Source organism: Pseudomonas asplenii (genome assembly GCF_900105475.1).
Lineage (GTDB): Bacteria > Pseudomonadota > Gammaproteobacteria > Pseudomonadales > Pseudomonadaceae > Aquipseudomonas > Aquipseudomonas asplenii.
Genome location: NZ_LT629777.1, coordinates 1,839,561 through 1,861,945, shown reverse-complemented (window position 1 = coordinate 1,861,945; position 22,385 = coordinate 1,839,561). Strand labels below are relative to the sequence as shown.

Genomic DNA, 22,385 nt, shown 5'->3' with positions numbered 1-22,385 from the left:
CCTGATCAGCTTGCCGACATCCGCTAACCGTTGCCGGCGCAGCCTTGATTGACGGCTCCGACCGCACTGCCTGGTCACGGCGACTGCATCAGTGCATGGGTCATAACCGACTAAGCAGAAACCTTGCCATCTCTGCAAAATCCATTGTTTTCAAGCTTTTGCCCGTCACATTGCAGGAAAATCCGTCGCGTACCCGCACCACACGCACAACAACGGTGCGTGAGCGCCCGGCACGTTGCGCAAAAATCGTGCATCGCTGCCGACAGAAATCACTATAGACACTGCGTGGTACACTGCAGCGACCTGTATCCGGAAATCCACACCATGCTCGCGCCCAAAGCCTTCCTCGACGCCCTGAGCGGCCAAGCCTCCCGCCTGTTCAGTGGCGAAAGCCCGTTGCCGCGCAACGAAATCGAAAGCCAGTTCAAGGCCCTGCTGCAGAGCGGTTTCAGCAAGCTGGATCTGGTCAGCCGGGAAGAGTTCGACAGCCAGATGGTGGTTCTGGCCCGTACGCGTGCGCGCCTGGAAAGCCTGGAAGCGAAGGTCGCGGAACTGGAAGCGCGGCTGTCTCCGACTCAGGAGTAAGGCGCCCGGCATTAGCCGCCGGGTTCGACCCGAGGCCGGATCGAACCCGCGCGATGGACTCAGAGCCGGAAACGGCTGACCAGCGAGTTGAAGGACAGGGCCAGGTTCGACAGTTCCTGGCTTGACGCGTTGGTCTGGTGGGCGCCAGCCGCCGTCTGGGTCGACAGATCCTGGATATTCACCAGGTTGCGATCCACCTCGCGGGCCACATGAGCCTGCTCCTCCGATGCCGTGGCGATCAGCAGGTTGCGGTCATTGATCTGCGAGATGCCGTCGGCAATCTGCTCCAGTGCCGCGCCCGCCGCCCGAGCCAGGTCCTGCGTCTCGGTCACCAGCGCCTGGCTCTTGCCCATCGCGTCAACCGCGCTGTCGGCACGATCCTGCATCGAATGGATCATGGTCTCGATTTCGCCGGTGGATGCCTGGGTCCGCGCCGCCAGGGCCCGCACCTCATCCGCGACCACCGCGAAACCCCGCCCCTGCTCACCCGCACGGGCCGCCTCGATGGCCGCGTTGAGCGCCAGCAGATTGGTCTGTTCGGCAATCCCACGGATCACATCCAGCACCTGGCCGATATCGCGTACCTGCACGGCCAGATCCTTGACCAGGCCGGTGGACGAGGTGATTTCCTGAGTGGCGTTGTTGATCGCCTGCACCGCACTGCGGGCCTGATCGCGTCCGCTGCTGGCCTGCGTGCTGGTCGATTGCGAAGCGTACGAGGTCGAAACGGCATTGCGCGCCACTTCCTCGACCGCCGAGGTCATTTGCGTCACCGCCGTGGCGGCCTGCTGGATTTCGTCGTTCTGGCGGGTCAGCGCCCGGCTGCCGTCATCGGTGACCGCCGTCAGCTCCTCGGCGGCGGAGGCCAACTGGTCGGCGGCGCTGGCGATCTGCTGGATGGTGGCCTTGAGGCTATCCTGCATGCCACTCAGGGCTTGGAGCAACTGACCGGCCTCGTCGCGGCCATGACTGGTGATGCGCTGGGTCAGATCGCCCTCGGCAATACGCTGCGCGCACAACACGGCCGTAGAGATTGGCCGGCTGATCAGGCGACTGATGAAGAAGCCCAACAGCAGGGCCGCAATGAAAGCGATGACAATACCGCTGTACAGCAGCGTCCTGGCGCTTGCCTCCTGGAGCGTCGCCGCCTGGGCATCTTCGCGGATCTGGCGGTCATTGGAGTCGATCATGATGGTCAACTGATCCATCACCTTGCGGTAGGCCAGTTGCAGATCGCCCAGCAACAGGACCCGGCCATTCTCCAGGTCGCCCGCCGCCATCAACGCCACATAGCGCTGTACCAGCGCCTGGTAGACCGGCCAGTCGCGCGCCATCTGGTCGCCGGCGATACGCTCGTCATCAGCCAGCTTGCCCTTGCGATAGGCAGCGAATGCCTGCTCGCTGGCCAACTGGTTGGCCTTCATCGAAGCCAGGAACTCATCCTTGAGGCTCTGCGGGGCATTGCCGGCGGTGGCGACATACAACCGATACATGTCACGGGTCTGACCGACCGCCTTGGTCTTGGTCTGCGAGGTGTTGGCGACCGACACCAGGTTGTTGTTGAACACCGCCTGCAGGCGCGCCGACAACGCGGAGACGCCACTGATGCCCAACATGCCCACGGCGAGCGTGATCAGGGTGCAGAGGAAAAAGGAGGTGATCAGTTTGGTCGAAAGCTTTGCATCATTGAGCCAGTTCATCGGTGGATCCTTGTGGGTACGGGTCGAGTGGCCCTTTTCATGTGTGCGTTTCCCTGCCCCCGCGTACGGCCAGGTGGCGGGCCGGTGTAGGGATTCCATCGCTGCGTGCGCCCGACAAAAGCACGGGCACCACGGGCACATGGCGAGTTTTTCGGCCAATGACGTCGTACCACAGCACAAACGTACAAGCCGAATCGCTCTTTTCCCCTCAAGCTTGCTCGGATCAATTCCTTTCTCGCCGACCCCTCATGCGCACGACGCCGGCGGACCACAAAACTCTGAAACATGCGTTACAGAGCTATCCGATGAAACAAATACGTAATGGCCTTTTGCCATAGTCGTAGCCAAATGTTACAGCATGTGAAATATTAATCGCAAACATACGACGTCATACGACACTATTTCAGTCATGAAAGTGACAGGAGTCGAGGTGTCACCCACGCACGTCAAACCGTGAGGAGTTACACATGCATCCGCAAAGGATGGGTCGGCTATTGCCTGGCGTGCAGAAGGCAAGATCCATGAGCAAGACCCTGGCAGGTTGGCTGGCCCTGATGACCATCAGCCTGGGCGCCCAGGCCGAGGCACTCGACGCCAACGCTTCGCCGGGCAAACGCCTGGCGGTGGCCGCCGACTGCGTGGCCTGCCACACCCGCGCTGACGGCAAGGCGTTTGCCGGCGGCTACCCGCTGAATTCGCCGATGGGCGTCATCTACTCGACCAACATCACGCCGTCCAGAACAGCCGGAATCGGCAATTACAGCGAGGCGGACTTCGCCCGCGCCGTACGCGACGGCACCACGCCGGACGGCACTCACCTGTACCCGGCGATGCCCTACACCGCCTACGCGAAGATGACCGACAGCGACATCGCCGAGCTGTACAAATACTTCATGCATGAAGTGCCGCCGGTGGATACGCCAAGTCCCAAGACGACACTGGACTTCCCCTTCAACATCCGCGCCTCGATGCTCGGCTGGAACGCCCTGTTCCACAGCGACAAACGCTTCGCCCCGGATCCGGCCAAGTCGGCCCAGGTCAACCGTGGCGACTACCTGGTCAACGCGCTGGCCCACTGCGACACCTGCCACACACCACGTAACGGGCTGATGGCCGCCAACAACGACAAGGCGCTCGCCGGCGGTTCGCTGGGCGCCTGGTACGCGCCGAACATCACTTCGGACAAGATCAGCGGCATCGGCGCCTGGTCGAGCGACGAGCTCGTCGCCTACCTGCGCACCGGCCATGTCGAAGGCAAGGCCCAGGCCGCCGGTCCAATGGCCGAAGCCGTCGAGCACAGCCTGCAATACCTGGGCGAGGACGACCTCAAGGCCATCGCCGCCTACCTGCTGCAGACCACCCCGGTCGCCAGCGGTGAGCGCCAAGCGCGCCACACCTTCGGCCAGGCCTCCAGCGACGAACTGACCCTGCGCGGCGGCAACCCGCAGGACAACCCGGGCTGGCACATTTTCAGCGGCACCTGCGCCAACTGCCACCAGGCCAACGGCCAGGGCAACCGCGAGTACCCATCACTGTTCCACAACACCACCACCAGCCGTGCCGACAACCTGATCGCGACCATCGTCTACGGCGTACACCGCACCGTCGACGGTGTCGCCATCGACATGCCGGGCTTCGGCCCCGAGGCGCTGTACACCGATCGTCTCAACGACCAGGAGATCGCCGAAGTCAGCAACTATGTACTGACCCGCTACGGCAACCCTGAAACCACCGTGACCGCCGCCGACGTGGCGCGCGTGCGCGAAGGCGGTCCCAAGGCACCGCTCGCCGCCCTGGCGCAGTACAGCGTGCCGGGCCTGATCATTCTCGGCCTGCTGGTCATCCTGGCGCTGTTCAGGCTCAAGGCTCGTCGCCGGCGCCTGGAGGCCTGAACCATGGAAACTTCGATGACTGACAAGCAAATACCCGCCCACACCCTGTCCCGCCGCAGCCTGTTGCGCGGCTCGGTGACCCTGGGCCTGGCCGCCATGGTCGGCAGCCTCGCGCCATGGCAATCGGTCCTGGCCGCCGACGACCAGGACTTCATCACCCTGTCGCAGTTCCTCGTCAGCCGCCCGGTCAACCCGATACTGGCGGCGCGTTACTACCGCGCCCTGAGCAAGCGTGCGCCGAACTTCAGCGGCAACGTCGATGCCCTGCGCCAACTGATCGCCAGCCAGGGTTTCAAGCACGTCGACGAATACCTGGCCCAACCCGGTGCGGATGCGTCGTTGAAAGCGACCGCCACCAGCATCATTTCGGCCTGGTACCTGGGCATCGTCGGCGAACTCGCCGATGCCGAGTTGATCAGCTACGCCGAAGCACTGATGTACAGCCCGACCCACGGCATCCTCGCCATTCCGACTTACGGCGGCGGCCCCGACTCCTGGGGCAACAAGCCAACCGCTAAACAGGACTTCACACTATGAGCAGCGCTGCTTACGACGCCGACGTGGTCATCATCGGCTCCGGCGTGATGGGCGGCCTGATCGCCGCCGAAATGGCCAAGGCCAACAAATCCGTGATCGTCCTCGAGGCCGGTCCACGGGTAAACCGTCGCGACATCGTCGAAACCTTCCGCAATGCGCCGGTCAAGCTGTCGCTGGCCAACGCCAAGCTGCAGGGCGCCGGCTCGCCGTATCCGAGCCTGCCACACGCGCCGTCCACCTATGGCGACTACCTGCAGCAGATCGGCCCGGTCAAATACAACACTTCCTACCTGCGGGTGGTCGGCGGTACCACCTGGCACTTCGGTTCATCGCTGTGGCGCATGCTGCCCAACGACTTCCGCCTCAACAGCCTGTACGGGCGCGGGCGTGACTGGCCGATCAGCTACGACGAACTGGAACCCTTCTACGCCCGCGCCGAAACCGAACTGGGCGTGTCCGGCGTCGACGGCCAGGACGAAAGCGGCCAGGGCGGCGCAGCCTTCCCGCCGCGTTCGATCCCCTACCCGATGGAAGGCCTGAAGCCGAGCTACATGTTCAAGCGCCTGTCGACGATGCTGAGCAAGGGCGGCTACAACCCGATCCTCGAACCCAACGGCCGGGCCACCCGCCCCTATGGCAAGCGCCCACCGTGCGCGGGCAACAACAACTGCAACCCGGTCTGCCCGATTGCCGCCAAGTACGACGGCTCGATGCACATCGACGAAGCCGAACGCCATGGCGCCAAGCTGCTGGACAACTCGGTGGTGTACAAGATCGAAGCGGGCGACGACGGCAAGATCACCGCGATCTGGTACATGCGCCCGGACAAGACCCAGCACCGCCTGACCGCGCGCTACTTCGTACTGGCGGCCTACGGCATCGAATCGCCGAAGCTGTTGCTGATGTCCACCTCCGACAAATACCCGAACGGCATCGCCAACGCTTCCGACCAGGTCGGCCGCAACCTCATGGACCACACCGGCATCAGCATGAACGTGATGACCCAGGAAGACATGTGGCCCGGCGAAGGCCCGACCCAATTGCTGGTGTACCTGAACAGCCGCGACGGTGGGTTCCGCAAGGACTACCCGAGCTACAAGATCAAGGTGCGCAACACCGTGCCGACCTCGCAGATCACCAGCAGCCTGATCGCCAAGGGCGTACTCGGCTCGAAGCTCGACGAGCAGATCCGCCTGCAGTCGGCGCGCTCGCTGAACTGGGCGGTGGACTTCGAAACCCTGCCGCTGCCGGAAAACCGCGTCACGCCGAGCAAGACCAAGTTCGACGCCATCGGCCTGCCGGTGCCGGAGATCTACTACAGCGTTCCGGACTACTGGCACGCCGGCAAGGAAAAGGCCCTGGAGGACTTCAAGCAGTTCGCCAAACTGCTCGACGCCGACATTCTCAGCACCGACGTGGGCTTCCAGAACCGCCAGCACATCATGGGCACCACGATCATGGGTGACGATCCGAAGAACTCGGTGGTCGACCGCGACTGCCGCACCCATGACCACGCTAATCTGTTCATCGCCGGTACCAGCGTGATGCCGTCGTCGTCCTGCGTGAACCCGACGCTGACCGGTGCCGCCCTGAGCCTGCGTATCGCCGATCAACTGCTCAAGGATTTCCAGGCGTAACGCCCGATCCCGCAGCAATCGACGTGACAGGCCGTCCTGGCCTGTCACGCTTTGCTCACCGCGCGTCCAGCGCCCCTCCCTTCTCTGCCATGCCCCACGCAAACGTCCGCTCGGAGCCTTTTCAGCCCTCAGGAAAGCTTCGAAAATATTGTCCCTGTTTTGGAATCAATCATTCTCATTTTTGCCAGATTGTCTCTATCAAGACTCAGCCTCAAACTACACCCATACCGCAGCCACTGAGCAAAACGCCAGGCCGGTGCCGAATCCGCTTCACTCACTTTATCGACTTAAAAGGAACTCAATCATGTCCAACCGCGAACTGCTGAACCCAACCAACTCCGCCCTGATCCTGATCGACCACCAGCCACAAATGGCCTTCGGCGTGCAGTCGATCGACCGCCAGACCCTGAAGAACAACACGGTCGGCCTGGCCAAGGCGGCGAAAATCTTCAACGTACCGACGATCTATACCTCGGTCGAAACCGAAAGCTTCAGCGGCTACATCTGGCCGGAACTGCTGGCCGTAAATCCGGGCGCCAAGCCGATCGAGCGGACCTCGATGAATTCCTGGGAAGACAAGAAACTGGTGGAGGCGGTGAAGGCCACCGGTCGCAAGAAACTGATCATGGCCGCCCTGTGGACCGAGGTCTGCCTGACCTTCCCGGCCCTGGAAGCCCTGGCTGAAGGCTACGAGGTGTACATCGTCACCGACGCGTCCGGCGGCACCACCCAGGAAGCCCATGACATGTCCGTGCAGCGCATGATTCAGGCTGGCGCGATCCCGGTCACCTGGCAGCAAGTGCTGCTCGAATACCAACGCGACTGGGCACACAAGGACACTTACAATGCGGTGATGGACCTGGTGCGCGAGCACAGCGGCGCCTACGGCATGGGCGTGGACTATGCCTACACCATGGTGCACAAGGCCCCACAACGTACCTTGAGCTGATCCCGCCGAACACTGACCCGCCAGGCTGTACTGCTGGCGGGTTTTTACCGTCTTACTGAAGAAAGGGAATGCTCCCATGCCACACGAAGGCAGTCTGCTGCAGGCCTCGGTCATTTTCCTGATGGCCGCCGTCATCATCGTCCCCCTGGCCAAGCGCCTTCAACTCGGTGCCGTGCTCGGTTACCTGCTGGCCGGCGTGCTCATCGGTCCGCAAGTGCTGAAGCTGATGGGCAACGCCGAACACGTCGCGCATTTCTCCGAGATGGGTGTGGTGTTCCTGCTGTTCATCATCGGCCTGGAACTGTCGCCCAAACGCCTCTGGCTGATGCGCAAGGCGGTGTTCGGCGTCGGCCTGGCGCAAGTGCTGCTGACCGGACTGGTGATCGGCACCGTGGCCATGATCGCCTTCGGCCAGAGCCTGCAAGCAGCGCTCGTACTGGGTCTGGGCCTGGCCCTGTCGTCAACCGCACTGGGCCTCCAGAGCCTGGCCGAAAGCCGCCAGTTGAACAGCCCCCACGGTCGACTCGCCTTCGCCATCCTGCTGTTCCAGGACATCGCCGCCATCCCACTGATTGCCCTGGTGCCATTGCTGGCCGTCACCGGCGTACAGGAAACCGGTGAAAGCGGCCTGGTCCACGGCCTTAAAGTGCTCGGCAGCATCGCCGTGGTGGTGGTCGGTGGTCGCTACCTGCTGCGTCCGCTGTTCCGCGCCGTGGCACGCACCCGCCTGCCGGAAGTCGCCACCGCCACCGCGCTGCTGGTGGTGATCGGCACCGCCTGGCTGATGGAACTGGCCGGGGTGTCGATGGCCCTCGGCGCGTTCCTGGCTGGCCTGCTGCTGGCCGATTCGGAATACCGCCACGAACTGGAATCGCAGATCGAGCCGTTCAAAGGCTTGCTGCTGGGCCTGTTCTTCATGAGCGTGGGCATGGGCGCAAACCTGCCGCTGCTGTTCGAAAATCCGGGCCTGATCATCGGTCTGACCCTGCTGCTGATCGCCATCAAGCTGCCCCTGCTGATGTTCGTCGGGCGCATGGCCGGTGGGCTGTCGCGCATCGCAGCCCTGCGTCTGGGCGTGGTGCTGGCCGCGGGCGGCGAGTTCGCGTTCGTGGTGTTCAAGCTCGGCCAGAACCTCGGCCTGTTCGACACCCGGACCTACGACACACTGATCATGACCATCACCTTGTCGATGGCCGCCACCCCGCTGCTGCTGATGGCCTGCGCCCGCTTCATCAAGACGCCACCACCGCCAACTCGCGACGTACCGGAAGAACTCAAGACGATCAAGAGCGACGGCCCTCGCGTAGTCATCGCCGGCATGGGCCGTGTCGGCCAGGTCGTCGCGCGGATCCTGCATGCCCAGGGCATACCCTTCATTGGCCTGGACACCTCGGTCGACACCATCGAGATGACGCGCAACTTCGAGCATGTTCCGGTGTTCTACGGCGACCCGATGCGCCCGGAGATCCTCAGCGCCGCCAAGGTGGGTGAAGCCGAGTACTTCATCGTCGCGCTGGATGATCCGGAACAGGCGGTGAAGACCGCACAAGCGGTGCAACGCCTGTATCCACAGGTCAAGGTCCTGGCCCGCGCCCGTAACCGCCAGCATGTGCATCAATTACTCGATGCCGGCGCAGAGCCGGTGCGCGAAACCTATTACTCAAGCCTGGAAATGACCCGTCGTGCCCTGGAGGGCCTGGGCCTGGGTTCGGCCCAGGCGGAGCGTCGGATCCAGCAGTTCATGGCCCATGACGAAGAGACCCTGACAGCCCAGCACCTGGTACGTGGTGACCGGTCGAAGGTCATGCAGACCGCGCAGGAAGCGCGGGTGGAATTGGCGCGGTTGTTTGCCAGTGATACCGATGAGGCGCAGCACTAGCCGATTGCACGCGGGGCCGATTTCAGGCGGTAGGAACCGGGAGAACAGCCGAACCAGCGATTGCAGGCTCGATAAAAACTGCTGACCTCATTGAACCCCAGCGTTTGCGCAATCGTCGCCGAACTCTGATCCGTCGCGGCGATCAAGTGCCTGGCCAACTGGAAACGGCACTCGTCCAGCAACTCCCTGAAGCCGGTCAGTTCCTCATCCAGTCGATTGCGCAGCATGCGTGGGCTCAGGTTCAGCACGCTCGCAATACCCTCAAGGGAAACGACGATGCCCTTTGCCAACCCCACCACAATATGATTTTTCACCACCGACGACACCTTCACCGCAAACTGCTGAAGCTCCGAGTTGACCAGGCTCTCATGATGCAACTTCAACTCGGTCGAGGCGGTTGATAACTTCTGGTGCCAGTCCCTGGCAGAAAAGGTGACTTTGTTGACGAGGCTGGAAAACGTCAGGTTCTTGCCGAAAAGAGCCTCCAGCCCGGTGCGGTCAGGCGGCGCGTCATAACTGAAAGTCGCCGCAACCGGCACCACCCGGTGCAAGGGGTGCAACCAATGGGCGATGGCCATAATCGTCGACAGAAAACAATCGATATAGGACCTGCACAGGCCCAACAACTCCAACCTCAGGAACACAATACTGTAGGAGTCGGCTTCCTCCAGGATGACCATCGGCACCCCATCGGATAACAGTGATGAATACCGAGCAAGCATCGTGAGTGCTTCACCCAGCGTAGCGCTGGACATCATGGGGTAGAGCTGAGAGTGCAGTTGACCTGGATGGAACAGCTCATAACAACCCAGGCCGATGTCGGGATACTCTGCCTCGGCCTGAAGACAATCCACAAAACTGGAAATGTCCTCGACATTCACGCGATGTCCGTCTGCTGCCATACCGCTTAAACCGACATACAGGCTATCAACTTGATGAGAGGTGGGAGGCGCCAGTTCCTTGAGTCTGAGGACCACTTGGGCGCAAGAGGGGGCGATTGTCGACATGGATAACTCAGCAAGCCTGCAGATGTTTGGATTTTCCTGCCCTGAGCTGGCCAGGTGATGAGCCAAACCAACGCCGGCAGGCCTTGTGCAGGCTGCTTGCCTGGCAAAACCCCAGTATCGAGGAGATTTTCTTCAGGCTCAATGTGGAAATGGACAGCAGATTACTGGCAATTTCCTTGCGTAGATCCTCCTGCAGTTCAGAGAACGTGACGCCTTCGCGCTCCAGAGATTTTTGCAGTGTTCGCATGCTCATGCGCAGGGTGAACGCCACCTCCTGAAGCGAGGGTAATTTCCCCTCGGCAACGCCTGCGGAAAACGCTGAGCGAACCTTTTCAACCAACGACCCGTTTATTCTCTCTTCCAGCAGCGCATCTGCATACCTGCAATGAATATCTTCAAATGCGGAATTCGCAGTAAACACTGGCGCATTTTTTATATCGCTATTGAACGACAGACTAAGATGGGAAGCCCCGAATGTTATGTGACTACCCAACAACTGTTGCAAATTTTTCGTATCAGCCGGTTCGGGATAAGGCAGTTCCACCCGACATGGCTGGATATTCACAAGATGCCCAAGCCAATGAATGACACCGAGAATAGCCGCCGCTGCCGCATCAATAATATATCGAGGGACCTGGGTACCAGACAGGCTATGGGCATGCACACTGATTACAAGAGTTCCGTTCTGCTCATCCAGACTGAGGAATGATGAGTCGGCGATCAGCGGATAATATTTGACCAAGCGCTCCAGCGCGATTCCAATAGTCGCGCTGGACATCACCGAGTAGCCGGGTACACCAAAGAAATAGGGCCTGGCGTATTGGTAGGCGACAAGCCCCACATCAACGTCCCCCGTGCACTCATGGGCTTCAGTGAAGAAACGATAGGCCAGGGCAAAATCCAATGGGTGAGGTGCGGCCGACTCGGACAGTTGCACCTTATAAGCCTCAAAAAGACTTTCTATCCTGGAGTGCCTCATCAAGATCGCCTGGGCAATGTTAGTAGATGCATTCGCTGAAATCTTAAACATTGCTCACCCTGAGTATCTTTATTGAAAACTTACCGCACACGCCAACATGATGAAAGAGTGATCTGCGCGAGAGGACATCATAAAAGAATCTCAAGACACTAGGCAAGGTAGAGCACCGGTGTAATCATCGCCCGGGAGACTGCGCATGACTAGTTCATATAGGCCGCCTCGCATGCCCGCCCAAGGGGGACAAGCACGGGCATTTCTGTTTGACAAGCAGTAGGCCGGCTTTTTTAGAATACATGCGAGTGTGAGCCGTTTAATTTCGCCGTATGGGCTCGACATCGCTGTTGAGAACCCTGACCCATTAAGTGCACAGGTGCCTGTTACCGGGGAGGGGATACTCATGGTCTCTCACGCAGATATAGATTACGGCTTGGAGTTCTGCAGCGTTGACTCCGAGGAAACGCCAGATTTCGCTCACTGGTTCTACGATGAGCTGGCGCAAGGTCATTTTTTCCTCGCATTCCAACCGATCATGTCTGTCGGGACGAAGACGAATTTGTACTACGAGGGGCTGCTGAGGCACTGCGATGGCCCCATGAAGCTCAACCCCTTTCCTATCCTGGAAGGCAGAAAATGCATAAGGACGCTCGATCATTGCGTCGTGTCGAGCGTTATCAACATGCTGCGCGATTATCCAGAGATACGGCTGGGTTGCAATATATCTGCACAAAGTGCAGTGCTGGACGAAAAATGGAATCGCATCATTTCACAGCTGGAAGCCGAGCCCGGGCTAGCTGAAAGACTGGTTATTGAAATAACCGAAAGCGCCTCTTCAAATAACACGGCCGCTGCAGACTTTGTTATTCGCATGCGCCGATTAGGTTGCCTGTTGGCTGTGGACGATTTTGGTTCCGGGTTCAGCACCCTCGAATTCATCCGCGCGGCATCTCCAGACATTATAAAAATTGACAAGGGCTATTTACAACGCGCAAGGACTTGCGAAGTGGCTGACCAGGCATTCGGGCATCTAGTGGGGCTGTGCAAAACATTAGCACCTCATGTGATAGCCGAGGGCGTGGAGTTTGAGAGTGATACTGAGCGCTTGATGAACTGCGCGGCGGCATGGATGCAGGGTTTTTTAGTAGGCAAGCCCCAACGCCTTTTGCCTGGAGTGTTCAGGCAATGTGTGATCGAAAACCATCTGCCCTGACCCAACTCCTCCCGGAAGCCTCCGGTCATCTCACCATATTCCAGTTTTTGACTATTGAATCGAGGTAATACATTTTGCTGCGAAAAATGAAAATCGCCAATCGGGTGCTGGTGTGTTTCGCCTCGATCGTCCTGATTGTCTTGATGTTGGGTCTTTTCAGCCTGATGCAGATCGCCCAGGTAAGGGAAGAAGGGCAGAAAATCGAAAATGATGCCTTGCCCGGCATCGCTCTGGGTGACGATATAGCCTTGGCGTTCTCAAACACCAGGACCGACGTCGTCCGCCTGTTGTCGGTAGATCAGGCAAAACTGCCCGAAGCCTATGCCAGCACTCAGCAAAAACAGAAACAGTTCCATTCGGCAATCGAATTGTATCGCCCCCTGATAGGGACTGACGCGGAACAAGCAGCGATCGACACCATTGTTAAGCTATTTGCCACGTACAGTGCAGATACGGAAGCCAGTTATAACCTTTTGAAGGATGGCAAACACGAAAATGCCCAGGAACTCGTCATGGGCAAAATGGTTGCGACCGCCGACCAGATCAAGGAGCAGTTGAAGAAGATTGAAACGATAAACGACGATGCCAAAGCGCATGCCTCGGCTGCCGCTGAAGCCGCCTACAGTAGTGCCAAACTGGTGATCGGCATCGTACTGGTCATGTCGCTCTTGTATACGCTGACCCTCGCCTGGCGATTGATCGTCAGTCTGGCAGGCCCCATTAGCCAGGCACTCGGCAGCTCGGAAAAAATCGCCGCCGGCGACCTGCGCAAGGTCACCACGGACATCGACGGTACCGACGAAGCGGCCTTGTTGCTCCAGTCAATGGAGCGTATGCGGGGCAATCTGAACACCATGCTGCAGCAGATTGGCGCTGCCGCCAACCAGTTGGGATCCGCAGCAGAAGAACTCAACGCGTTGATGCGCGATAGCCATGCCGATTTGAATGCGCAGAATATTGAAATCGAAATGGCGGTAACCGCCGTCACGGAAATGACCCAGGCCGTGGAGGAAGTGGCTCGAAACGCCGCCTCGACCTCCGACGCTTCCCGTTCGTCCAACAGCGCCGCACGTTCAGGACAGGAAGAACTCGATGTCACCCTGGGCTCGATCACCAACCTTGTGCGCAATGTGGGCGACGCCTCTGCACAGGCGCAGTTGCTTTCGGCTCATACGCAAGCGATCAGCAAGGTGCTGGAAGTCATTCGCGCCGTCTCCGAACAGACCAACCTGCTGGCGCTGAACGCCGCGATCGAAGCGGCACGAGCGGGCGAAGCCGGCAGAGGTTTCGCCGTGGTGGCCGACGAAGTACGCGGCCTGGCACATCGTACGGGTGAGTCCACACGAGAAATCGAAGGCATGATCGAACAGGTTCATGTCGGGACGCATAACACGGTCAAGGCTCTCGAACTCAGTACCTCACAGGCAGAGCATACGCACAGCCAGGCGACCTCTGCCAACCAGGCGCTGTCGACCATCGTCAAATCGGTGGCCGAGATCGATGAACGCAATCTGGTGATCGCCAGCGCTTCGGAGGAACAGGCCCAGGTTGCGCGGGAAGTCGACCAGAACCTGGTCCGGATTCGCGATCTCTCCGCCCAGTCCGCCGTACGTGCAAGCCAGACCACAGGGGCAAGCCAGATGCTGGCTCAACTGGCCGGCGAACTCAATGGCACGATCGGACGGTTCACGCTCTGACTGAGCTGCAAGCGGCTGTTGGGTGGGCGGGAGTTCGCAAGCACAAGGACCGTGCTGATTGTGTAGAGCCAGAAGGTTTAGGCCTTGCCGGGCGCAGACCAGCGGGCAAACCCTGACTGACACTTGCTCGGAACAGGGTGACCCAGGCCAATGCCGAAGGGATAAGCCTGGTTCCAGCGAACAGGGTGAGCACTTCGACCTGGCATCAACCAGGTCCCATGCAAGGGCTCACCCTCTGCCGGTCAAACCTTGAAGCGCTTGATCAATTGGTCCAACTCGCGCGCCAGATGCTCGAGATCCTGACTCATCTCATTGTTCTGCGCTGTCATGCCCTGCGTCTGACTGATGTGACGGGATATTTGCGTCAGACTGTGGTTCACCTCTGCACTGATACTCGATTGCTCTTCGGCAGCCGTCGCAATCTGATTGTTCATACCGGTAATGTCCGAGACGGCCTGACTCACGCCCGACAGGATCTGCCCCGTGCCATTGGCTTTGGTCACCGCCACTTCACTGACCTTGATGCTGTTCTGCATGGTCAGCACTGCCGCGCGAGCGCCCTGCTGCAACTGACTGATTTTTGCCTGAATCTCTTGCGTACTCGTTTGCGTACGCGATGCCAGCGAACGGACTTCATCGGCCACGACGGCAAATCCGCGCCCCTGCTCGCCCGCACGGGCGGCTTCTATCGCGGCGTTCAAGGCGAGCAGATTGGTCTGCTCGGCGATTGCACGAATGACATCGAGAATGGAACCGATGGATTCGACATCCTGGCCGAGCGTCTGAATATCTTGCGCCGCCGTCTCGATATCGGTAGCCAGGCCACCGATCGACTTGATCGTCTCATCGACGTTGACCTGGATGGCGCGGGCCTGGTCATCGGTATCACGTGTCATCTGAGCAGCGCTTTGCGCTGACTCTGCAACATTGTGAGTGGCTTGTGCCATCTGCTCCATCGCGTGAGCGACCTGTTCGGCATCGGCATTTTGACGGACCAGGGCATCAGCTGCCTGCTGGGTGCTATGGCGCAACTGACCGTTGCGTTCTTGCAGGGCATGCACACAACGCGTCAAATCCAGAATCATGTCGCGAATCTTGCTGACAAACAGGTTGAAAGCATTCGCCATCGCGGCTGTTTCTTCATTGCCATCAACCGGCAGATGATGCGTCAAATCCCCATCTTCGGAGGCCAGCAACTGCAGGTTGTTGGTCAGCAGCCGTATAGGACGCACAAGAGAAGCCGCCACCCAGGAAGCCAGAGCGGCGAGAGCCACCAACAGCACGGCCAGTGTCAGCCACTGCTTCATGCGCATCTCATCCAGCGCCTTCTGCTGTTGCTGCATCTGATCGTTGATCAGGGCATCGACGCCATCAATGTAGAAACCAGCGCCAAGCGTCCAACCCCATTTTTCCAGGTAACGAGCGTAGGACAACTTCGGATAGGACGCGCTGTCGCCCGGTTTGGGGAAGTAATAGGTGACAAAGTCACCGCCACGCTTGGCCGCGCCAATCAACTCGCGGATCAGGTAAACACCGTTGGTGTCCTTCAGATCCCAGAAATTCTTACCCTCGTCTTTCCCGGCCAGAAAGATACGATCGCCCTTGTCGGTGTAGGCAAAGAAGTAACCGTCGTTGCCATAACGCAACGCCCGCAAGCGATCGGCGGCTTCTTTTTTGACTTCAGGTGACTGGGCATCAGGGCTTTCATAAAGCGTTTTAATCGCCGTAAAGGCGATATCCATGTAATGCAGCAACTCGTCCTTGCGCGTTTTCAGCAAGTTTTGGCGGGTTTCCTCCAAGCTTCGCTCGCTCAAGGCTCTTTGCTCGGAAATGGCCAGGAACTGTACGACAAGAGCGGTGAAGAACGCAGGAATGATGGCCAGCATCAAGACCTTATTACGAATATTCCATTTCATACGGTGCCGCCAATTATTAATATTATGATGCAGACTCTATCGGCAGATTATGAAAATCTTGAGTTGAACCGACAGGGTTATAGGGACTGAAACGCAGTGTCTTGATAAAGCTCAAGGGCTTCAAGGTGCGACGTTATCCTGCTGAACCGGTTTCAGGGGACAGAGATCACAATGGTGCGGACCTCTTGCGAGGTGGATGAGCGTTTTCACCGCTCAGCGCTACCTTCTCAGTGCATTCGTTATTCAACTGTTGGTTGAGAACAAGCGGAACTCAATCAAGCGTGAACGCAACCGGCGACACACAGAACGAGAGAGACCATCTGGCTCGCCAAGGCACTGGCGGCATGTTTCATCCAATACTGGGTGTCAAATAACTATCATGGGTGAAGGAAAAACCAAAACATTAAGGATTCTCCCATTCCATGATGGAAATTGCTGAGCTTGAAGCCTTCAAGGCAATCGTTGATCACGGCAGTGTGACGCAGGCGGCGGTTCGCTTGAACCGGGTTCAGTCGAGTATATCTTTTCGTATCAAGACGTTGGAATCACGGCTAGGCGTACGCTTGTTTGAACGGGTTGGCCGCCGGATCGTTGCCACCAGGGCCGGACAAGAGTTGTACGGTTACGCCTCTGAAATCCTGGAGCTGACAGCTCGTGCCCATGCGGTCCTGGAAAACATAAAGGTAACCCAGCGAATCCGACTCGGTGTGATCGAGTACTTCACCATCGCAAGGCAGCCGCTACTGCAGCGCATTATCAGCAATCCCATAGATCTGCAGGTTGATATCACTGTTGGGAGCTCAACTCTCCTTATAGAAGCGCTCCAGGCGGGAACCTGCGACGCGGTGATCGTCGGTGCAGGGTTGGCCCCACCGCATTTGGGCCGATCGAAGCTTTTTGACGACTCGCTAGTGCTGATCTATGGAAACACGCATCCCGCGGTTGATCTTGCTTCCTTGAGCGGTTACCAGTTCCTGGTCAATAGCAGTCAAAGCGCCTCACACCGTAACCTGAAGGAACTATTGACCCTAAGTCGGGCCAACCCAACACGCATCGTGGAGTGCGGTTCCTATGCGCTACTGTTTTCCCAGGTTGCTGCCGGGGCCGGCATATCCCTTGTTCCGAAATCCCTGGTGGACGCGCTGAGCGACAGCTACAACGTACAGAGCCTTGCGTTGACAGGCTCATTTTCAGTATTCAGCACAGAATTCGTTTTCGCGGACGCCTCGCCTCACTCGGCGGCGAGGAAGTTAGTGGACTGGGTTCTCTTGCCCGAGCAAAAGCACGAGATGCTCAGTGATTGATATCAAAGGCGGGCGAATTGAACCACCCGCGCGATTCCGGACTCCTCAATGGGCTCAACTGTTGCAGGAACACCTGATAGCCTCATCGGCGTAGGCTACCTCAATATTGAGATCACCGATCTCTGAGCTGGCCCTGATGACATCGCCATGCTGCAGCAGCAATCCATCCCTGTCGGTGCTGATAGAGGCACCGAGTAGGACGAAGTGCAAAGCCCCTGGTTCGCAGAAACTGTCATGCTGGAATAGCATAGCTTCAAGGTCAGGCAGCGAGACGTTTAGCTGATCCAACCCAAGCTTCGACGACTTCTGCCATACAAGCTGTCCGTCCCGAACGACGGAGCTGCTGACTACTGTGCTCAAAGGCGGCAGCTCAAGTATCAGTTCAGGAGATATGACGGTCTGTCTCAGCTTTGACAGGCCGGCAAGGCTTGGATGGCGATGGCGCAAATCCGGATCCGAAAAGTCCAAGGCCAAGGTATATCCGCAGTAACGAGGGTTTCCCAACTCATCAATGAGGTACGCACAGAGATACTCCACCTCATAACCTGAGCCGCAGGCATGGAATGGTGTGGTGACCTCCCCTCCTGAAATCACAACGCTGTTACCGTTGCCTTTGAAGTACCAGTCCGGGGCGTCCCGCTGCGGTACAGGGACGCCGTTGATCTCCCGATGGGTGTAACCGAAGCTGCTAACCCAGCAGTCACGTGGCTCGTGAGTCTGCAGGGGCATTACGGCTCTGGCGCCTTTAATACGATAGCCGTCATCTGAGAGAATCCCGATACCGTGAAGAAAGTCCGACCAGTCCATCCCGCTCAGCGACTGTTTTCTGAGCACATCGATACTGCGTGTGAACCCTGAGACTGTCCGACGCGACACGCTAGCGGCGTCCTCGGAAATTTCTACCCAACGCATGCCATCTTCAGAAAGCCATTCGGTCAACTTCTTCATTGCGCAGCCTCCACTTTAGCCGTCAGTTGGAGCTTTGGCTTGGCTGAGCACATGACCACCCCGACAGCAATCAGCAGCAGGCTGACCAAGTGGTAGATGTGCAACGGCGTCCCCAGGAAAACGATGCTAAGCACACCACCGGACAGGGGGACCAGGTGCGTGAAGATCTCGCCACGGGTAGCCCCTATCTCAGCGATGCCGCGATTCCAGAACAGGTAGGAGAGATAGGATGGGAAGATAACCAAGTAGGCAAGACCCCAAAGATTTACCGATTTCAGCGATTCCAACACCCCGACCGTTGCAGGCTGATAGAGCGTGTACAGCGTGAACGGCACTAGCAGCACGGTTCCGACAACGGCCGAATAGGTGACGAAGGCTTGTCCAGGAATCGACTTGGGCTTGGTGCGCAGAAATGCACAATAAGACGCCCAACTGGCAGCCGACAACATCGTCCACAGATCACCCTTGTTGAATTGCGTGAGGAAGCTCAGATCCGAAAGCTGTCCCATGGTGACCAACCACGCGACGCCGATTGTGCTCGCCAACACGCCCAGCCAGTTGCCCCGAGTGATGGTGTCACCAAACACGAAACGATTGATCGACAACACCAGGCACGGCGTTGCGGAAAGATAGATCGCCGCGTTAAGCGATGTGGTGTATTGCAGACCAATGTACAACGTCAGCGGGAAAAGCACCTGGCCGCAGATAGCGAGCATGGTCAATGTTGACCAGGCTTTACGGATTTCACCGGCGGAGCGAACCAGTGGCCGCATATTGATGACCAGTAACAGTACGCTGGTCAGCAGCCACCGAGCCTGGGACAGAAGTATCGGGTCCATGTCGACAACCATCAACTTGCCGACGACGTAGTTGCCACCCCAGAAAATGGCAGCCAAGGATAAATAGAGATAGGGCATCGTCGTCACCTCATGCTTTTTGAAGGACGGCGAAGTCCTGCTCGTTCAGACGAATGTCCGGCAATCTCTGCCAGTCGCCAGAAAGATCCTGCGAAGCTTCCAAATCAGACAGCGGGTAAAGCACTACACCACCCGGTGCGCAGACTCGCAGCCCCTCGGCCAGGACGGTGGCGGGTTCAGTGCTATCGCTGCTGCCAATGATGACCACCCCGTAGCCCAACTTACGACGGTAGTGATAGTGGCCGCCGCTGATAAAAGGCAATGCAGTTGCGCTCAGATCACCTCGAACACGAAGACGGCGTTGGCCGTTATCCTGTGCCCATTGGAGCAACGCTGCGAAGTGTTCACGGGAGTGGGAGATGATGTCGGTCGAATGCTCCCGAAAATAGGGCGCCAGTTGCGCTGCTTGCGGCCCTATCAATAGCACTGAGGACAGGTTTGCAAACAGTGCATTCACGCCCGTCGAGGTGTAAACCGATTGCAGAGGGTTGTCGCGATAAGTCGTAAGCCAGTCCGAATTGACCGCAGCCCAGTCACTTATTTGAAGTGTTTGCTCAACCGCTGGTTGAAAACGCTCCATCAGCCAAGCCTTGTAAGGCAGATACTGTAGAACCTTTCCTTGATCACCAACGATCGAGTAGTCACCCACCCAACTGTTCACGACACTGCGCAATCCAACGATACTGCTTTTACCCAGGTAATCAGCGTTCCAACCGACAATCGCTTCGCGACCGACCCACGCATAATCGCATAGGCGCACGGCAGGAAGCCGTGTCATCGCTACCGTTCGAGAGCCCACCGAGGGACGACCGTACGGATCATGATCCTGACGCAGCAATTGCGAACCTGGGGATAGCCAGACGGCGTCACCCACATAGACATCGCCACCGGCGTTGATTGCTGCATTACGCCCCAGACGCACGTATTTTCCGACCTGGATCTTGGGAAGGTCAGCAATAGAGTGCTCAAGTTGATGATCAGCATGGGGATGACTGAAGTAGGCGCCGTTTTCAAAGTGAGTTGGCGAGATGACGTGCTCACCTGTTGACTCACGCACAATCAGCGGGCTGCCGGATGTGTCGAAGTGATAGTGGCTAGCGCTAAGGTCAAGCTCGGCGGCAACAGCCCTCAAACGCGCATGAGCAGTATGCGAAAAGCGAATTTCGTCTCCGTGCCCGTTGATCGCCTGAGAACCTTTGCGCAATTCTCGCAACGCGTTGACGTAGAGAGGAATTGGACGACGATCCTCAGGGTCCCTAAGCGCCTGTTCGAGCGCGCCGATAGTACTACCCACTTCAGGCGCTGCGACCGCTTCAACGTTTACATTCCGATCCAGATAGCGCTCGAACATATCAATCTCTCTTTATCCCATCACTTGGTCGAGCGTCTTGCTCGAAGGACGTGAAAGTAGGCTGCATGGATACAGGCGACTATCGAGAAATTTCGCTGAATCGATTCGGGAAATTCGATTCGGCTGTTTGGCAAGACGCTCACCTGGACCTCTTCGTGAACAGCGCACACGAGCGCTACGATCCGCTGAAGCACACGAAGCCGATCAGGTTCGATCTTTATCCTGCCGATCCGGCTTCAGGCATCACCGACGCTGATTTCTACAGCACGGCACAGACAACGAATCGTCTCGACACACAAAGGCACCCTGCTCCCTCCCCCTACTCAGCTAGCCTTTCCAGAACCGCAACAACCCCGCTCCGCGTTCAAGGAAAGAACATGTCCCTGGCCATCGTCCACAGCCGCGCCCAGGTCGGTGTGGAAGCCCCTGCCGTCACCGTCGAAACCCATCTCGCCAATGGCCTGCCGAGCCTGACCCTGGTCGGGTTGCCGGAAACCGCCGTGAAGGAAAGCAAGGATCGGGTGCGCAGTGCGATCCTCAATTCGGCCCTGGAGTTTCCCGCCCGGCGCATCACGCTGAATCTGGCTCCGGCGGACTTGCCCAAGGACGGTGGCCGCTTCGACCTCGCCATCGCCCTGGGCATTCTCGCCGCCAGTGTGCAGGTGCCGGCACTGACGCTGGACAACATGGAATGTCTGGGTGAACTGGCGCTCTCCGGTGCCATTCGTTCGGTGCAAGGAGTGTTGCCGGCAGCGCTGGCTGCACGGGCGGCCGGGCGTACGCTGGTGGTGCCGCTGGCCAATGCCGAGGAGGCTTCACTGGCCTGTGGGTTGACGGTGATTGCGGTCGATCACCTGCTGCAACTGGTCGCCCATCTCAACGGTCACACGCTGATCAAACCCTTCGAGTCCAGCGGACTGCTGCATGCGGGCAAGCCCTACCCGGACCTGAGCGAAGTACAGGGCCAACTCGCCGCCAAGCGGGCCCTGTTGATCGCCGCTGCCGGTGCCCACAATCTGTTGTTCAGTGGCCCGCCCGGGACGGGCAAGACCCTGTTGGCCAGCCGACTACCCGGGCTGTTGCCGCCGCTGGACGAGCATGAGGCGCTGGAAGTGGCGGCGATCCAGTCGGTTGCCAGTCATGTGCCATTGACCCGTTGGCCACAGCGACCGTTTCGCCAACCCCACCATTCCGCGTCCGGACCGGCGCTGGTGGGTGGAGGGTCGAGGCCGCGTCCTGGCGAGATTACCCTCGCCCATCATGGTGTGCTGTTTCTCGATGAGTTGCCGGAGTTTGATCGCAAGGTGCTGGAAGTGTTGCGCGAGCCACTGGAGTCGGGCCATATCGTGATTTCACGGGCCCGCGACCGGGTGCGTTTTCCGGCACGCTTCCAATTGGTGGCGGCGATGAATCCGTGTCCCTGTGGATATCTTGGCGACCCGACCAACCGCTGCCGTTGTACACCGGAGCAGATCCAGCGCTATCGCAACAAGCTGTCCGGCCCGTTGCTGGACCGTGTCGACCTGCACCTGACCGTCGCCCGAGAGGCCACCGCACTGAGCCCGGTCAAGGAGCCGGGAAACACCACGGCCGAGGCCGCCGAGCGGGTTGCGCAAGCCCGTCAGTGCCAGCAGCAACGCCAGGGGTGTGCCAATGCCTTTCTCGATCTGGAAGGTTTACGTCAGCACTGCAAGTTATCCACAGCCGATGAAAACTGGCTGGAAACTGCTTGTGAGCGCCTGACCCTGTCGCTGCGGGCGGCGCATCGGTTGCTGAAGGTGGCGCGGACGTTGGCGGATCTGGAGCAGGTGGAGATGATCAGCCGCCAACATCTGGCGGAAGCACTGCAATATCGGCCTGGCAGTGCCTGATGAAGCTGG

General features: G+C 58.8%; 17 protein-coding genes and 1 pseudogene. 10 read left to right on the top strand and 8 right to left on the bottom strand.

Features of this window, described 5'->3' with window-relative positions:
- Positions 1–324 precede the first annotated feature (324 nt).
- Entirely contained in the window at positions 325–585 is a 261-nt protein-coding gene (locus tag BLU37_RS08390) for an accessory factor UbiK family protein (RefSeq protein ID WP_010445650.1), read from the top strand.
- Positions 586–644: 59 nt separating this feature from the next.
- On the opposite strand, the gene BLU37_RS08385 is transcribed toward BLU37_RS08390, so the two are convergent.
- Positions 645–2,285 (bottom strand): methyl-accepting chemotaxis protein, encoded by a 1,641-nt coding sequence (locus tag BLU37_RS08385; RefSeq protein WP_090203956.1) that lies wholly within the window; start codon positions 2,283–2,285, stop codon positions 645–647.
- A 521-nt stretch (positions 2,286–2,806) separates the two neighbouring features.
- Here BLU37_RS08385 and BLU37_RS08380 point away from each other — a divergent pair.
- The 5 genes from BLU37_RS08380 (at position 2,807) to BLU37_RS08360 (ending at position 9,179) form a co-directional block, all read left to right on the top strand.
- Positions 2,807–4,177, top strand: coding sequence for a cytochrome c (locus BLU37_RS08380; protein WP_090203951.1), 1,371 nt, complete (start codon positions 2,807–2,809; stop codon positions 4,175–4,177).
- A gap of 15 nt (positions 4,178–4,192) precedes the next feature.
- Complete coding sequence (locus BLU37_RS08375) at positions 4,193–4,714, top strand: sorbitol dehydrogenase family protein (protein ID WP_232000484.1); 522 nt, start codon at positions 4,193–4,195, stop codon at positions 4,712–4,714.
- A complete protein-coding gene (locus BLU37_RS08370; protein ID WP_090203943.1) occupies positions 4,711–6,351 on the top strand; it encodes a GMC family oxidoreductase in 1,641 nt (546 codons plus the stop codon). The genes BLU37_RS08375 and BLU37_RS08370 overlap by 4 nt, the downstream gene beginning before the upstream one ends.
- A 304-nt stretch (positions 6,352–6,655) precedes the next feature.
- Entirely contained in the window at positions 6,656–7,300 is a 645-nt protein-coding gene (locus BLU37_RS08365) for a hydrolase (RefSeq protein WP_010445660.1), read from the top strand.
- A gap of 76 nt (positions 7,301–7,376) precedes the next feature.
- The gene (locus tag BLU37_RS08360; protein ID WP_090203940.1) at positions 7,377–9,179 is read left to right on the top strand and encodes a monovalent cation:proton antiporter-2 (CPA2) family protein; all 1,803 of its coding nucleotides are present in this window, start codon (positions 7,377–7,379) and stop codon (positions 9,177–9,179) included.
- Here BLU37_RS08360 and BLU37_RS08355 read toward each other — a convergent pair.
- Positions 9,176–10,186: a helix-turn-helix transcriptional regulator gene (locus BLU37_RS08355; protein WP_090203937.1), complete on the bottom strand. Its 1,011-nt coding sequence runs from the start codon at positions 10,184–10,186 to the stop codon at positions 9,176–9,178. The genes BLU37_RS08360 and BLU37_RS08355 overlap by 4 nt on opposite strands.
- Before the next feature lie 7 nt (positions 10,187–10,193).
- Complete coding sequence (locus BLU37_RS08350) at positions 10,194–11,216, bottom strand: AraC family transcriptional regulator (RefSeq protein WP_090203934.1); 1,023 nt, start codon at positions 11,214–11,216, stop codon at positions 10,194–10,196.
- 346 nt (positions 11,217–11,562) lie between these two features.
- Between BLU37_RS08350 and BLU37_RS08345 the strand changes: the two genes are divergently transcribed.
- Together BLU37_RS08345 and BLU37_RS08340 are read left to right on the top strand one after the other, a co-directional pair.
- Complete coding sequence (locus tag BLU37_RS08345) at positions 11,563–12,372, top strand: EAL domain-containing protein (protein WP_090203932.1); 810 nt, start codon at positions 11,563–11,565, stop codon at positions 12,370–12,372.
- A gap of 86 nt (positions 12,373–12,458) precedes the next feature.
- Positions 12,459–14,069 carry a methyl-accepting chemotaxis protein gene (locus tag BLU37_RS08340; protein ID WP_090203928.1) on the top strand — a complete coding sequence of 537 codons (1,611 nt, stop codon included), beginning with the start codon at positions 12,459–12,461 and terminating at the stop codon, positions 14,067–14,069.
- A 242-nt stretch (positions 14,070–14,311) separates the two neighbouring features.
- On the opposite strand, the gene BLU37_RS29880 is transcribed toward BLU37_RS08340, so the two are convergent.
- Both BLU37_RS29880 and BLU37_RS29875 read right to left on the bottom strand, forming a co-directional pair.
- Positions 14,312–15,154 carry a methyl-accepting chemotaxis protein gene (locus tag BLU37_RS29880; protein WP_408003674.1) on the bottom strand — a complete coding sequence of 281 codons (843 nt, stop codon included), beginning with the start codon at positions 15,152–15,154 and terminating at the stop codon, positions 14,312–14,314.
- Positions 15,155–15,166: 12 nt separating this feature from the next.
- Positions 15,167–15,955 (bottom strand): annotated as a pseudogene (locus BLU37_RS29875) (cache domain-containing protein); the annotation flags it as partial.
- 452 nt (positions 15,956–16,407) lie between these two features.
- Between BLU37_RS29875 and BLU37_RS08330 the strand changes: the two are divergent.
- Positions 16,408–17,289, top strand: coding sequence for a LysR family transcriptional regulator (locus tag BLU37_RS08330; RefSeq protein WP_090203922.1), 882 nt, complete (start codon positions 16,408–16,410; stop codon positions 17,287–17,289).
- Between the two features lie 54 nt (positions 17,290–17,343).
- On the opposite strand, the gene BLU37_RS08325 is transcribed toward BLU37_RS08330, so the two are convergent.
- Genes BLU37_RS08325 through BLU37_RS29425 form a run of 3 tightly spaced genes read right to left on the bottom strand, consistent with a single transcriptional unit; the run spans position 17,344 to position 20,505 of the window.
- Positions 17,344–18,237 carry a hypothetical protein gene (locus BLU37_RS08325; RefSeq protein WP_090203918.1) on the bottom strand — a complete coding sequence of 298 codons (894 nt, stop codon included), beginning with the start codon at positions 18,235–18,237 and terminating at the stop codon, positions 17,344–17,346.
- Positions 18,234–19,154, bottom strand: a complete 921-nt coding sequence (locus tag BLU37_RS08320; protein ID WP_090203915.1) for a DMT family transporter — start codon at positions 19,152–19,154, stop codon at positions 18,234–18,236. Before BLU37_RS08320 ends, BLU37_RS08325 begins: the two co-directional genes overlap by 4 nt.
- Positions 19,155–19,164: 10 nt before the next feature.
- Positions 19,165–20,505, bottom strand: a complete 1,341-nt coding sequence (locus BLU37_RS29425; protein WP_232000482.1) for an acyltransferase — start codon at positions 20,503–20,505, stop codon at positions 19,165–19,167.
- Between the two features lie 377 nt (positions 20,506–20,882).
- Between BLU37_RS29425 and BLU37_RS08305 the strand changes: the two genes are divergently transcribed.
- The gene (locus BLU37_RS08305; RefSeq protein WP_090203912.1) at positions 20,883–22,376 is read left to right on the top strand and encodes a YifB family Mg chelatase-like AAA ATPase; all 1,494 of its coding nucleotides are present in this window, start codon (positions 20,883–20,885) and stop codon (positions 22,374–22,376) included.
- Positions 22,377–22,385 lie beyond the last annotated feature (9 nt).

Bases quoted from the DNA above. Each gene is read 5' to 3' on its own strand.
- BLU37_RS08390 (WP_010445650.1), top strand. From the start codon at position 325: ATGCTCGCGCCCAAAGCCTTCCTCGACGCCCTGAGCGGCCAAGCCTCC.
- BLU37_RS08385 (WP_090203956.1), bottom strand. From the start codon at position 2,285: ATGAACTGGCTCAATGATGCAAAGCTTTCGACCAAACTGATCACCTCC.
- BLU37_RS08380 (WP_090203951.1), top strand. From the start codon at position 2,807: ATGAGCAAGACCCTGGCAGGTTGGCTGGCCCTGATGACCATCAGCCTG.
- BLU37_RS08375 (WP_232000484.1), top strand. From the start codon at position 4,193: ATGACTGACAAGCAAATACCCGCCCACACCCTGTCCCGCCGCAGCCTG.
- BLU37_RS08370 (WP_090203943.1), top strand. From the start codon at position 4,711: ATGAGCAGCGCTGCTTACGACGCCGACGTGGTCATCATCGGCTCCGGC.
- BLU37_RS08365 (WP_010445660.1), top strand. From the start codon at position 6,656: ATGTCCAACCGCGAACTGCTGAACCCAACCAACTCCGCCCTGATCCTG.
- BLU37_RS08360 (WP_090203940.1), top strand. From the start codon at position 7,377: ATGCCACACGAAGGCAGTCTGCTGCAGGCCTCGGTCATTTTCCTGATG.
- BLU37_RS08355 (WP_090203937.1), bottom strand. From the start codon at position 10,186: ATGTCGACAATCGCCCCCTCTTGCGCCCAAGTGGTCCTCAGACTCAAG.
- BLU37_RS08350 (WP_090203934.1), bottom strand. From the start codon at position 11,216: ATGTTTAAGATTTCAGCGAATGCATCTACTAACATTGCCCAGGCGATC.
- BLU37_RS08345 (WP_090203932.1), top strand. From the start codon at position 11,563: ATGGTCTCTCACGCAGATATAGATTACGGCTTGGAGTTCTGCAGCGTT.
- BLU37_RS08340 (WP_090203928.1), top strand. From the start codon at position 12,459: ATGAAAATCGCCAATCGGGTGCTGGTGTGTTTCGCCTCGATCGTCCTG.
- BLU37_RS29880 (WP_408003674.1), bottom strand. From the start codon at position 15,154: ATGATTCTGGATTTGACGCGTTGTGTGCATGCCCTGCAAGAACGCAAC.
- BLU37_RS08330 (WP_090203922.1), top strand. From the start codon at position 16,408: ATGATGGAAATTGCTGAGCTTGAAGCCTTCAAGGCAATCGTTGATCAC.
- BLU37_RS08325 (WP_090203918.1), bottom strand. From the start codon at position 18,237: ATGAAGAAGTTGACCGAATGGCTTTCTGAAGATGGCATGCGTTGGGTA.
- BLU37_RS08320 (WP_090203915.1), bottom strand. From the start codon at position 19,154: ATGCCCTATCTCTATTTATCCTTGGCTGCCATTTTCTGGGGTGGCAAC.
- BLU37_RS29425 (WP_232000482.1), bottom strand. From the start codon at position 20,505: ATGTTCGAGCGCTATCTGGATCGGAATGTAAACGTTGAAGCGGTCGCA.
- BLU37_RS08305 (WP_090203912.1), top strand. From the start codon at position 20,883: ATGTCCCTGGCCATCGTCCACAGCCGCGCCCAGGTCGGTGTGGAAGCC.